We start from the raw sequence: 13,559 nt of genomic DNA on the forward strand, positions 1-13,559 counted from the left end.
TGGTTTGGTATGTAGTGGATATAACTCTTTTGTGGGTAGCGTTTGATCTACTTGAAAAGGCTTTGGGTATTGTCGGTGAATACCACGGCAAAACTCGGGCTGACTATATTGTTTCATTACTAAATTAACTACAAGAGCATACTAATTCGGTGACGATCGCTACCACTGCGTCTGGATCGATAGGTTTAGCAAGGTGACGTTGAAAGCCTGCTGCGATCGCCTGCTGTCGATCCATCTCCCCAGCATAGGCAGTGAGGGCGATCGCAGGAATTTGTCCGCATTGCTCAAGCGGCAGACTGCGAATCTGACGCATGAGCATATAGCCATCCATTTCTGGCATTCCAATATCACTCACAATGATGTCTGGAACCGCTTGAGAAAATGCTTGCAGTGCCTCGATTCCAGAGGCGACATTAGTGACGATCGCCCCCGCTTGTTCTAGAACAAACGCCACAAACTCGCGTGAGTCTACCTCATCATCCACAACTAAGATATGAATGCCGCTTAAATCTCCGGTGGAGTCGGATGGCGGCTCGATCGCTGGCAATTCATGAAAGCGAGGCGCAAGCGGAATGCGAACTGTAAACGTAGCTCCTTGTCCTTCACCAGGGCTATCAACCGCCACTGTTCCCCCGTGCAGTTCCACAATTTGCTGTACGATCGCCAGTCCTAACCCCAAGCCGCCAAATTTGCGAGTGATAGCTCCATCTTCTTGCCGGAAATGCTCGAAGACATAGGGCAGGAAGTCAGAGCGAATCCCTTTTCCAGTATCAGTAACTTGAATTTCAGCGTGGGTTTCATCCACAGCTAGAGTGACAGCCACTTGTCCCTGGTGAGGTGTGAATTTGACTGCGTTAGACAACAGATTCCAGATCACCTGCTGCAACCGTCCAGCATCGCCCATGACGATGCCAACACTGGGTAAAATCTTTGTATAAATTTGAATAGCTTTCGCTTCTGCGCCCAAGCGAACCGTTTCCAGGGCTTCTGAGATGACGTTACTCAGATCGACGGGCAACACCGTTAAAAGCAGTTTGCCGCGCAAAATCCGAGAGATGTCGAGTAGATCGTCAATCAGTTGCACCTGAAGTCGGGCGTTACGCTCGATCGTCTCTAATGCCGTTGTGGTTTTTGCTGCGTTTAGTCTTCCCTGCTGCAATAGTTTTGACCAACCCAGAATCGGATTGAGTGGCGATCGCAATTCATGGGACAGCACCGCCAAAAACTCATCTTTAATTTGGTTGGCGCGATCGGCAGCTTCTCGTGCAGCTTGTTCTTGCGCCAGCATTCGTTCCAGTTCAGTTTCAGCTTGCTTTTGCTTGGTGATATCGCGGGAAATTGCTAAAAGTTGCGTCACTTGTCCAGTGGTATTCCGCACGGGTGTGATAATGATGTCCCAACACTTCAGGGTGCCTTTGTAAGTGGGAAAATAGCCTTGCAACTGACCTGTATTGCCTGCTTTGGCAGCCGCGATCGCAACCTTGGCCTTTTCATATTCTTCGCCTTGCCAGAAGTCAACCCAGCAGGTGTTCAGAACGAGCGTTGGATCGTCAATTTCCAAAAGGCACAACCCGCCTGGATTGATATAGACGATTTCGCTATCGAGCGTTAAGACTTTAATGCAATCTTGGCTACTTTCCAGTATGCGTTGCTTTAGCTCTTCACTCTCTCGCAAGGCTGATTCGGCGCGGGCGCGTTCGACTGCCGCCCAAGTGCGCTCGGCTACTTCTTCCGCTAGAGAAACCTCCTCTGGTGTCCAAGCTCGCGGATCTGATGTGTGGACTGCCAGCCCAGCTACGAACTCGCCCTCCTTGACCAGGGGTATGCCGATGTGAGCACCAATCTGAATCGCGGCGTAGACCGATCGCTGATCTGGGGACAGGTTGGGATCGGCTGCCACATCGGACGCGGACACGGCGCAACCAGTGCCGAAGGCTGCGAGCAGCTTTGGCCCGAACGAATCAATCGGGTAGTTGCCAGCGAGTGGTTCGGCTCCGTTAACATAATCACGCTCAACGACGTAATCAGTGCCGCTAACCTCGAAGTACGCTACCCGGTTCGCGCTGAGATATTCGCCAAGTACGCGGCTGGCTGTAGCCTGAATCTCCACTGGATCGGCAAGCGGACGCAGCGCGTCAGCGAGAGAGACGCGGAAAGCATTAAATTCAGCGTTTCGCCGCAAAAGTTCTTCTGCCCGTTTGCGATCGCTAATATCTTTGAAGACAATCGCCACTTTTCGCGCTTGGGCTTCACCCGTGCGACAGGCATACACATCGAACCAACGGTTCAGTGCTTTAGCATAATTCTCAAACTGAAGCGGTTCGCCCGTTATCGCGATTCTGCCATAAATTTCAAACCAATGCTTCTCATGATCTGGGGCGAGTTCCAGCATCCGCTTGCCCACTGCCTGCACCAATCCTGATTGTTGTTCAAACGACGGATTGACTTCTAAAAAGCGGTAGTCAATCGGGCGATCGTCTTTATCAAACAGCATCTCGATGACGCAAAAGCCATCGCCCATCGACTCAAACAGCGTCCGGTAGCGTTCTTCGGATTGACGCAGGCTTGCGGCAGTTTGAATCTGCTGGGTAACATTGTTGAAATAGACCGTGATGCCGTTTGGAGCGGGGTAGGTGCGAACTTCGTACCAGCGATCGTGATCCGGGTAAAACGCGGTCAATGAGGCAGCCACGCGATCGCGCATTGCACTCCAGTAAGCCTGCGCCAACTCATTGCCACTCAGTCCTGGATATTCTTCCCACAAATTCTTGCCAACTAAATCGCCTGGAGTGCGATCGAGCAGTGCCTCGGCAGATCGATTGACATAGCTAAACATCCAGTGCTCATCCAGCGCAAAGAAGGCTTCAGCAATACTCTCCAGAATATTTCGAGTCTGTTCCTCGCTTTGGCGCAAAGCTTGTTCTGCCTGTCTGCGATCGGTGATGTCTCGCGTCGCGCCTGCCACTGCTTCTACTGCACCATCTGCGTTGAAAAGCGGTACAAAAATGTATTCATAGGCACGTGTGCCAATTGCGCTAGTGTAGGGCGTTTCATCCTTAATCGGCTGGCGGGTCTCGATGACGTGTTGAATTTGTTGCTGAAGTCGGGTCGCTAAATCGGTGGGATAATCTAGCTCAAAAAAGGTCTTTCCCAAAGCTTCATCTGCAGTTTTCTGCCAAAGATTGAGCAACGCCGGACTGACATACGTGAACCGTCCTGACAGATCGAAGGTGTAAATAAAATCGGGAATTGCAGCAACGATTGCATCGAACTTTCGCAGTTGCCGTTCGAGTTCGGTGCGACTCTCAAGCGAAACGGCTTCAGCATGAGCACGTTCAACGGCTGCCCAGGTCTGCTCTGCGGTTTCTTCAACTCGTTTGATCTCGTCTTCTGTCCACTGGCGAGGGTTTGCCTGATGCACCGCCAGCAACGCGACGAATCCCTCGTTCTTGATCAGCGGCACATCAATATGCGCGGCAATATCGATCGCTTGATAACTTGCCTTCTGGCTGGCTGTATATTGAGGGTAGTTTGCCACATCAGGAACGATCGCTGTTCGCCCCGCGAGATGATCGTCTGTCAGGTTGCGTCCGAAGTCTTCCAGATGATATAGCCCGCTCAGTTCCGCAACATTGTTCGCGTAGTTTTTATGAACGAGGACTTCCTTACCGTCGGGTAACACTTCAACATAAATGACGCGGCTTGCGCCTAGAGACTCGCCCAGAATGCGGGCTGCGATCGCCTGAATCTCATTAGCATCAGTCAGCGGGCGCAGTGCATTGGTGAGCTTGACTCGAAACGCATCGGCTTGGGCAGCTTGACGTAAGGCGGCTGTTTGGGTGCGCTGCTGCGGCAGATCGGATTCTAGCGGTGTCTTTTCTGGCGGGCTGGCTCGATCGAGTTCTGTCAACAGGATCTGCACAGCCGTTTTCAGGCTGTCTGACCAGGTTTCGACCGCCCCCAGCGGCGTTTGCAACCAGTCGTGCGATCGCATCAGCATCGCCATCTCGCTATCGCCTGCAAATAAATTTTGAGGAACAGCCTCATCTACCGCATCAATCACACACCCTACCTCGCTGAAAAATACTGAGCTAAAAGCTGTTTGCTGCCCTCTCGAATGACGATTGAAGAGGATTGACCCAGTTTTGCAACCAGCGTCCGAATTTGCCTTAATGCCAAAGGTGAGGGTTGAATCCGTCGATTCTCCCAACGATTAATCGTTACTCTTAGAAGATTTCATACAGTTTAAGCACATGGTATTTATCATACTCAATATCTGTCAAAAAGTGGACAGGCTGATCTCCCTTAACAATAGTCCGAACCGTTTTTAAGCAGCATAGATTAAATTGTGGAAAGTTAAAGCATGAGCGAAAGTGACGACGATCAGTTTTTTCATTCTAACAACTATAACGACTGAGATTTGTAAAGTCAACCTTGCCATCAACGAGCAAAATAGTTGAAAATAAAACCACTAAAAACTTTTTTTTTGGTTGACTACTCGCTGGTATTTGTTGTAATATTGATTCAATAATATTCATCAGCCAACAATCTGAAGAGCTTGTGTGTTTTTTGAGATCAACCTAAAAGAGTGCCTTTTTTTCTGTTTGTTTTTAGCTGCGATTCCACTCACTTTTTTCGCTTCTGTGCTGTACTGCGTTAGCGAAGTTTGCCGTAGGCATCGCATCCCTATCTAAAAACTGTCCGGAGTATTGCCTTAAGAAGGACTTCAACAGCCTACCAAGCTCTTCCCGACAACATTTAAGCCGACTGTCAAGACTGGCATAATCGCTAATGTTTACCAATTGCCTCATGTTTGTTTACACAGCATTGTTTATTTCTGTCCGACTACTTATCTCATTATTTCAGGTAGATTGCAATTAGTCTAAAGCAGAAAAAGCAGATCGAGCTTCCGATCGAGAAATTGCGACGGCCCAAATGCCTCAACCCATCCCAGCTTAAGGATTTTGCGCGTAAAAGCCGATCGCACGCCGGGAATCCCTAACTACAAATGAGCCCAAATCGCTAAAATAAAAAAAAGATATGTAATAGGCAGGCCCTGTCAATGATCCCAACAGTTATAGAACAATCCGGTCGCGGCGAACGCGCTTTTGACATTTACTCGCGACTCCTGCGCGATCGCATCGTCTTCTTGGGCCAACAGGTTGACTCTGACTTAGCTAACCTGATCGTTGCCCAATTGCTATTTTTAGATGCCGAAGACCCCGAGAAAGATATTTACCTCTATATCAACTCCCCAGGGGGTTCGGTAACAGCAGGTATGGGCATTTTTGACACGATGAACCACATCCGCCCCGACATTTGCACTATTTGTCTCGGTTTGGCCGCCAGCATGGGCGCTTTTCTGTTGAGTGCCGGCGCTAAAGGCAAGCGGATGAGTTTGCCTCACTCCCGGATTATGATCCACCAACCTCTAGGCGGAGCTCAAGGACAAGCAACCGATATTGAAATTCAGGCCAAAGAGATTTTGTACCACAAACGCCGCCTGAACGAACATCTTGCCAACCATACCGGTCAGCCGCTTTCCCGCATTGAAGAAGATACCGAACGGGATTTCTTCATGTCCGCTGAAGAAGCAAAGGACTACGGATTAGTCGATCAAGTGATCGATCGCCGTCCTTCCGCCAGCCGCCCGATCGCCGCTGTAGTCTAAATGAAAAGTTAAAAATCAAAAATGAGGAAATATTCTTCATTTTTGATTTTTAATTTTTAACAGTCATATCAAATCCGTTAGCATCGGAATAGTAAATTCGAGTTAACTGTTGACTGTTGACGGTTGACTGTTCACTGTCAACCGTCAACAGTCAACATCATTCCGGTGTAACCGGAAAGGATATCACACCTAGAAACTCTACATAATTACTAGGGCAAAGATTCGAGATATTGCAGGAAGTCGAGCAATTCTACTTGATTTAAGAAATGGCGCGCTTCTTTGCCATAACCTTGTTTGAGATAATCTTTTCCTTGGTTGGCAGTCCAGCCCAACCGCTTGATTTCCTCAGTAGTTCTGCTGTAGATTTCCAGATATTCTAGGAAATCTACCAACTGTTCGCTAGAAAGCTCTCTCTGCGACGACTTGCCGTAATTTTGTTCGAGACAGTCGCTTTCCTGTTTTTTCTTCCATTGCAGGCGTTTGAGGATGGCGTCTATTTCGGCGATCGTATCAGAATTATCCTCGATCGCATCGCTCGGAATTCCTACTGCGATCGGTTGCAATTCCCTGACCTCGGCGGCACCCTGTAGCAGTTCACTTGGGCTAGCAGTCGGCACCTCTAGTTCCGTGATCGGTTCGCCGTAGCTAGAAGAAAGCCAAGCGTCCGAGTCTAACTGCTTCGGTACAAATCCAGTAGCCTCCGTCAGATCGACCGTTGGAGGCAGCGGTTCCGGTACAGGTGCGATCGGCTCTTCATTTAATTTCGCTTCACTCTTGACAAAATTACTTTGATGTGTTTCCGGCAATTTGTCAGCAACAGGCATTTCTAGAACCGGAAGAGGAACACTTGTCGGCCCAACAGGAACCGGAACAGCAGGAGGAGGGGGAGGGGGAACAGCAGCAACCGGGGAAACGGCAGGAGGGGGGGGAACAGCAGCAACCGAAGCAACCGGAGCAACCGGAGCAACCGGAGCCGGATCAACAGTCGCGATCGCACGATCGGGCGCAGCAGATCCAAGGACAGCGATCGCTCGCAACCGGGCGCGGTCTTCAGCATCCTCAACAGACTCAGCAGCCGACATAGCAGTAGCCAGAGTTTTGCCGTCAACCTGAACCAGACAGCGAACAACAAACTTACCGTGATGAACAGTCAGCAACTCACAGATTAACTGTCCAGCGGGATAAAGGGCGCGAAATTCAGCAAACATAATTTTTTGACCCCGAAACCAGAAGGGGCTTATGACTTAAGTGTAGTACAGCGAGAGAGAAAACAATTTTCTGAAAGCACCTATTCAACATACAATAAATTAAAGGTGAGTCATCCGCGCAACCTTTCACGCCACTAAACCCCATCCCACATCCGGCAGTTTAAGCTAACAAGCACCGGGCGTCATTTCTACCTATAGGAGATGACACAGCAACTAAGCAAAAGTAGTAAAAGTCTCCGGTTTGCGTACCTGCACTTTCTACAGCACAGATTGCTCCCGGCCCGCTCGTTGCACCTCCGTCCGCAAGGACAGATCGCGTGCAAAAAACAGGGGCATCGCAGCAGCGAGCTACTAGCAATTTTGCCTTGATCCGGTAAGTTCTTTGCTAAAGCAAGAGGCACTTCAAAAGGCAGAAGGAACAAGGCAGAAGGAACAAGGCAGAAGGCAGAAATGCACATTTTCTCCCTCTCCATCCCTCCATCGGCTCATCCTCGACTCAAGCCGTCGCTTTCAGTATCGAGCCATCTTTTAAGAACCGACAGGGGCTTTCTAATTTGCGAAGTGCTCGGCGCTGCTGACCTAAAAGCAAACAAACCAACGCTAAAAAATTGTATTGGGGAATAGCGTGCGGGACATTTGTCTGCACCGTCAGCAGTCAGTTCAAGACAGACAGCAGACAATTAGCACGAAGCCGGTGTCGGGAGAGAATCTCAAAAAAAACTCGCGCTGAAACAAGGTGGCTGTGCTCGCGTCTCCACCTATCAACCCGCGCATTTGTTGGGAAGCAGGCACTGCGAGGGCCCGAGGGGGTGCGGCTGATTTCGCCAAAATTAGACTAATTGCTGGAAACAAGAGGATCGATCGCTACATGGAATTTTCTATCGCTGCACTGCTGGCAAATTTTACAGAAGACAAATTAGTGGCCCCTAAAGCATTGGAGAAAAAACTCGACTGCAACGACGCCACCAGTCAACTCAAACTTCAAATCGCATTAGAAGCTCTAGAGAAAATTGGCATATTAGTCAAAGACAAAGGCCGCTATCGCCGAGTAGCTGAAGACGACGTAGTAGAAGCAAAACTGCGCTGTTCGAGCAAAGGATTTTGCTTTGCAATTCAAGACGCCGAAGGCTCAGAAGACGTTTACGTGCGGGAAAGTCACCTCTCGACAGCTTGGAATGGCGATCGAGTTTTAGTCAAAATTATCAAAGAAGGTAGCCGCCGTCGATCGCCCGAAGGCGAAGTCATGCTCATCCTCGAACGCGCCAACCCCTCGGTACTCGCGCGAGTCAAGCAAACCGCCACCCCCACCGGCCGCGTCAGCTACAGAGCAATCCCCCTGGACGATCGCCTGTTGTTTGAACTAGACTTGCTCGCAAATGGCACAAATCTCCAAGAGGCGATCGACCACCTAGTACACGTCGAAGTCAAACGCTACCCCCTCGGCACCCACCGCCCAGTCGGCAAAGTAGTACAGGTACTCGGTTCCGACGCCGAAGCCGCCGACGACCTCGACATCGTATGCTGCAAACACGACTTGCCGCGATCGTTCCCCGCCGCCGTCATCAAAGCAGCCGAAAATTTGCCCAGCAAAGTCAAAAAAACCGACATCAAAAAACGCCTAGATTTGCGTAACATTCTGACTGTTAGCTTCAGCAAAAACGAACCGGGAACAAGGAACAGCGAAAACCATGCCCCCCAAGCCCCGGAGGAAAATCTCTCCGAAGGAGGAGGCGAAAACGAGTTTGATCCGACAGCATTCCTCTCCGATCCGCCAGTGGAACGCGCTTTGTCGATCGAAACCCTGAAGCCCGGCCGCTGGCAAGTAGGAATCCACATCAGCGACGCCGCCGAGTACGTGCAGCCAGAAACCCCGATCGACCGCGAAGCCCGCAAGCGAGGCACCGCCGCCCATCTGGGAGAAAAAATCATCGCTGTACTGCCAGAACTTCTCAACGAGCGCTGCTCCCTGCTGCCAGACAGCGAACGGCTGGCCTTCAGTATACTGCTGACCCTCGACCAATCAGGAGAACTCCTAGAATACGAGATTCAAACCAGCGTCATTCAAATTGACTACCACCTCACCTACGAGCAAGCTCAAGCAATTCTCGAACCAGGCGATGCCGAAGAGCACCCTTTATCCTCCGCCCTCCGTCCTTTCCTAGATCAACTCGGTGCCGCCTCACAGGCTGCCAGACAGACAAGGCTCAAGCGAGGAGCTTTTGAACTAAATTTGCCCGATGCTAACTCTCACTTCGACGACGAAGGCGAATTAGGAGCTTTTGCAACAGCTCCCCCCGCTCAGTCGGCTGTCTCCGAGTTAGTCGTACTTGCCAACCAAGCTGTCGCCGCCCACCTGCAAGCCTTGGGAGTCCCAGCAATCTACCGCGTCCAGCCGATGCCAGACCCGGCAGACATTCAAGAGTTCATCAAACTCTCCAACAACCTCGGAGGCGAACTGTATCTCGAAAGCGAAGAAGAAGTTTTGCCCTTGGACTTTCAGCGATTTACCCAGCAGTTTGCCGGCCTTAAGTCCGAAAGAGTTCTCACCTACCTGCTGGAAGACACCATGAAGCCCGCTGTTTACAGCACCACTCCCAAGCCACACTTCGGTTTGGGGCTGTCAGAGGGTTACACGCGCTGCACTTCGCCGCTTTCCCGCTACGCCGATTTGCTGGTACTGCGGGTGTTGCAAGCGGTGTTCGAGCAAGGCCGCAGCAGCCGCACAACACGGGCTAAGGAAAAAGTTGACTTGCACCATTCCTCCTGTCACGGTCAAATTACTTGGAATGTTCTCCCGCCAGATTTGCACCACGAATTTGAGACGGAGTTCGCATCGGTAGTAGTACACCTAACCGAACGCGAAAGAGTTGCTGAAGACGCTGAAAGCGATTTGCAGGGATTGAAGAAAACGGGATTGATGAAAGAGCGCACCGGTCAAACTTTCCAGGGTTTGATTACAGGCGTGCAGTCTTACGGTTTCTTTGTGGAAATTGAGGTGCGGCCGCCGGAGAGCGACATCTTGCGTGTTGAGGGATTGGTGCACGTTTCTTCGCTAAAAGATGACTGGTACGAGTATCGCTCGCGCCAGCAAACTCTGGTAGGCCGCAAAAACCGCAATCAGTACCGTTTGGGCGATCGGGTAGAAGTTCAAGTCAAGAGTGTTGACTACTACCGCCAGCAAATTGATTTAGTTGCAGTTGGTGGTGGCAGCCAAGCTTTTGATGATGATGAATAATCAGTGGACAGTTGACAGTTGACAGTTAACTTTTCTAAATACTTAGTTGTCATTGTCTGGCAACTAAGTATTAAAAAGTGGGCGGCAAACTATACTCAGCAATCATCAATAAATAATTAATGACTAATCTCCAATCCGATAGCATCGTCGGGCGTCAAATCCATTCAAAAATCAACACTCACGGACGGTGCAACCGGAATTTATATAATTTATCTGCGTTAATCTGTGTTAATCTGCCTGTATCTACGGTAAAAAAAAGAGAATGTATTAACCGCCGATGAGAAGGGATTGACGCCGATTAACGCAGAGGTAGAGAAGAGATATATGAATAATTTCGATGCTAACAGATTTGATATAACAACTAATTACTAACAACCGTCAACCGTCAACTAACAAATAACTAATGACGAATAACTACCCCCTCATTGTAGGAGTTACTGGAGCATCGGGACTGATTTATGCGGTGCGAACATTGAAATATTTGTTGGAAGCCGATCGAGCTATTGAACTGGTCGCTTCCAAGTCTACTTACATGGTTTGGCAAAGCGAACAGAACACCCGAATGCCCGCCGAACCGACGCTTCAAGAGGAATTCTGGCGGGAACAAGCAGGAGTAGCCACAATGGGTAAACTTCGATGTCATCCCTGGCAAGATGTCGGTGCTAATATTGCTAGTGGCTCGTTTCGCACCCAAGGGATGATCATTATTCCCTGTAGCATGAGTACGCTGGGCAAATTAGCCGCTGGCTTGAGTTCGGATTTGCTCGAAAGAGCGGCCGACGTTCAGCTCAAGGAAGGGAGAAAATTGGTACTTGTGCCTCGCGAAACGCCTTTTAGCTTGATTCACCTGCGGAATTTGACTACCTTGGCGGAAGCTGGAGCTAGAATTGTACCAGCGATTCCTGCTTGGTATCACAATCCGCAAACTATTGAAGATTTGGTAGACTTTGTGGTGGCTCGCGCTTTAGACCAGTTGGGGATTGATTGCGTTCCTCTCAAACGCTGGAAGGAAGAGGAGTAATAATTAGTCATTAGTCATTAGTTATTAGTTATTAGTGATTTACAAATTACAAATTAAATTTTGATATGCGTCCTGTTTTTTTGCTAGTGATTGTGGTAGGGCTAACTATTTTTGCCCTGCAAAATGTGGAGCCAGCATTATCGCTGGTGTTTTTGGGAGTTCGATCGCCTGCTTTGCCCTTATCTATCTGGATTTTGCTGACCATGGCGGTGGGAGCTCTCACATCTTTATTGATTTCTGGTTTGCTGGCTTTTTCAAATTACCTATCTCTAACGGCAGACCGCACCGGCAGATCCAGTCGCAGCCGTCCCGATACTTTCCCAGAGGACAGGAGAACGCCTTACACGCCGCCTCCCCCTCCTAGAAAGCTGGAAATTGACCCGGATCAGAATAGGGAAAATAGCCAAACTCAGGCTGCTGGTTCCTACCGAACTGAGTACGGCACGTCGGCGGGTTACAGTGCCCGGACTTTCCAGCAAGAAACTCCGAACCCGGATGGGGTGCAGGATTACGCTCAACCGGGGGCTTATGCAGCAGACGATGAGGACGATTGGGTCTCAGATAGCTCAAAATCAGGCTCTCAAGGGGTTGATGACGATTGGGGGGACGATCGCGATTTTCCCGATCAACCGCAGGTAAATGACGTTGCAGCGGCCAATGCACGGGCTTACGAAGCTCAGCAGGAACCGAAAAGCAAATCTTGGGCTGGCTCAGTATACTCTTACGGCTATCGAGATCCGAGCCAGTCTGGGGTGGGGCAAACTGAGGCTGTATACGATGCGGAGTATCGAGTGATCGTTCCTCCGGGAGGGGATATTCCTAAACCCGCTGATGAAGCACCAATAAATCCTCTTGCAGAAGCAGAGGATGATTGGGGATTGGATGAGGGTGATGAGTTTGAGGACGACGATGGCCCCAGTGGCGGATCGATTAACCTGAAAAAATAGAAAAATATCGGAGGATTTGGCAGTGGATGGGTTGAGGGGAGTAAATATCTATCTCGTCGGGATGATGGGTGCGGGAAAAACAACGGTAGGGCGGATTTTGGCAAGAAAATTAAAATACCGTTTTTTTGATACTGATGAACTAATTGTTCGAGTTGCTAATCAGTCAATTGCTGAGATTTTCGAGCGAGAAGGGGAAGAGGCATTTCGGGAACTAGAAACTAAAGTGCTCGGCGAATTGTCTGCGTATCAAAATTCGGTCGTGGCTACGGGCGGTGGCATTGTGGCCCGATCGATGAATTGGGGTTACTTGCACTACGGTGTAGTGGTTTGGCTGGATGTGCCTGTAGATCAACTGTACGATCGACTTCGTTCGGACACCGCTCGACCCCTACTGCAGGAGGGCGAGATCAAATCTAAGCTGCAAAGCCTTTTTAAAGAGCGAGAGCGTTTCTACACTCAAGCAGATGTCCGAGTCTATGCTGGTGTGGGCGAAAGGCCTGAAGCAGTGGCGACTAGGGCGATCGAGGAAATCCAAAAAGTTATCAAATCAGAAACCGGGCCTGAGCTCAATTGATACATTCAGAAACCGGGTTTGTGGGAAAATAACAGGTTTTTGAAGACTTTTGATATTAGTTCGCAAAAAGAATGCAACCCTACGCAACCTCGAAACCACAAGCTTCATCCGTCATTCCCAAATCTAAAATCTAAAATCTAAAATGGTATGACTTCGGTAAAAATACTGGTTTTTGTCTGAGTGTGTCCGTTTAACCACCCAATATTTTGCAATCCACCGGGTTTGAGTGGAGGTGATGCGTAACTTTTATAAGTATGAGGATGTGGCGATGTGGAGATTTTATACAAGAACTAATGGCAGACTCGTCTGATGCGTTAAAGTCGGCTATTGAGTTCTCCCTAAAAATAAAAGGGCCCCACCGCTGAAGGGCTGTAGGGCGCAAGGACAGTTAAACGCTAACTTGATTGTCGGGAAATTTAGCCTTGATGCTACCTTCCTATGTGACGATTTTACGATCGTCCATTCACTCATCAACTCTCCCGTATCAAAAAATGTAACCCAGCACCGATCGAATTCAACCTGTCCTATTCTAAAAACAATACCTCATGCATTCTGACGAGCAGCTCCCTAAAGCTGCTTTTTTATTGCGATCGAGTTTTTGGCTGCCAGAGTTGCGGCTTTTTGGGAATAAAATTTTGAGCAACAGTCGCTACACCTCAAAACTGCCATAGCGGTTTTCAGTTCCACTCCAGGTTCGTCGGTAATTGGTAATTGGGGCTTGCTGAAAAAGTAAGAAAACAGCATTTAGAAAGATGAATGAACTCGCGAATCCCTTGATAATATAAGCTTTGTTTACGATATTTTGTCCCAAGCATAATCTTTATTAATCATCACAGGTGGAAAACAGGAAAAAAAGTGTATATTCTGAAATAGACATAAAAAAAGCCAAAAAGCCTGCCGTAG

General features: G+C 49.2%; 7 protein-coding genes. 5 read left to right on the forward strand and 2 right to left on the reverse strand.

Annotated elements, in window-relative coordinates; translation table 11 throughout:
- Positions 1-124: 124 nt before the first annotated feature.
- Entirely contained in the window at positions 125-4,006 is a 3,882-nt protein-coding gene (locus tag QUA70_RS11060) for a PAS domain-containing protein (protein ID WP_445251627.1), read from the reverse strand.
- Between the two features lie 1,050 nt (positions 4,007-5,056).
- Here QUA70_RS11060 and clpP point away from each other — a divergent pair.
- Complete coding sequence (gene clpP, locus QUA70_RS11065; protein WP_333347009.1) at positions 5,057-5,671, forward strand: ATP-dependent Clp endopeptidase proteolytic subunit ClpP; 615 nt, start codon at positions 5,057-5,059, stop codon at positions 5,669-5,671.
- Between the two features lie 209 nt (positions 5,672-5,880).
- Here the strand turns inward: clpP and QUA70_RS11070 are convergent, their stop codons facing one another.
- Positions 5,881-6,879: a hypothetical protein gene (locus tag QUA70_RS11070; RefSeq protein ID WP_333346947.1), complete on the reverse strand. Its 999-nt coding sequence runs from the start codon at positions 6,877-6,879 to the stop codon at positions 5,881-5,883.
- An 868-nt stretch (positions 6,880-7,747) separates the two neighbouring features.
- On the opposite strand from QUA70_RS11070, the gene QUA70_RS11075 reads away from it, so the two are divergent.
- The 4 genes from QUA70_RS11075 (at position 7,748) to QUA70_RS11090 (ending at position 12,656) form a co-directional block, all read left to right on the forward strand.
- On the forward strand, positions 7,748-10,114 hold the full coding sequence (locus QUA70_RS11075) for a ribonuclease R family protein (RefSeq protein WP_333346944.1): 2,367 nt from the start codon (positions 7,748-7,750) through the stop codon (positions 10,112-10,114).
- A gap of 403 nt (positions 10,115-10,517) precedes the next feature.
- Positions 10,518-11,135 (forward strand): flavin prenyltransferase UbiX, encoded by a 618-nt coding sequence (locus tag QUA70_RS11080; RefSeq protein WP_333346941.1) that lies wholly within the window; start codon positions 10,518-10,520, stop codon positions 11,133-11,135.
- Between the two features lie 65 nt (positions 11,136-11,200).
- Positions 11,201-12,082, forward strand: coding sequence for a LapA family protein (locus tag QUA70_RS11085; RefSeq protein ID WP_333346938.1), 882 nt, complete (start codon positions 11,201-11,203; stop codon positions 12,080-12,082).
- Between the two features lie 22 nt (positions 12,083-12,104).
- The gene (locus QUA70_RS11090; protein ID WP_333346935.1) at positions 12,105-12,656 is read left to right on the forward strand and encodes a shikimate kinase; all 552 of its coding nucleotides are present in this window, start codon (positions 12,105-12,107) and stop codon (positions 12,654-12,656) included.
- The last annotated feature ends 903 nt before the right edge of the window (positions 12,657-13,559 follow it).

This window comes from Microcoleus sp. LAD1_D5 (assembly GCF_036702115.1).
Lineage (GTDB): Bacteria > Cyanobacteriota > Cyanobacteriia > Cyanobacteriales > Microcoleaceae > Microcoleus.

Bases quoted from the DNA above. Each gene is read 5' to 3' on its own strand.
- QUA70_RS11060 (WP_445251627.1), bottom strand. From the start codon at position 4,006: ATGGCGATGCTGATGCGATCGCACGACTGGTTGCAAACGCCGCTGGGG.
- QUA70_RS11070 (WP_333346947.1), bottom strand. From the start codon at position 6,879: ATGTTTGCTGAATTTCGCGCCCTTTATCCCGCTGGACAGTTAATCTGT.
- QUA70_RS11075 (WP_333346944.1), top strand. From the start codon at position 7,748: ATGGAATTTTCTATCGCTGCACTGCTGGCAAATTTTACAGAAGACAAA.
- QUA70_RS11080 (WP_333346941.1), top strand. From the start codon at position 10,518: ATGACGAATAACTACCCCCTCATTGTAGGAGTTACTGGAGCATCGGGA.
- QUA70_RS11085 (WP_333346938.1), top strand. From the start codon at position 11,201: ATGCGTCCTGTTTTTTTGCTAGTGATTGTGGTAGGGCTAACTATTTTT.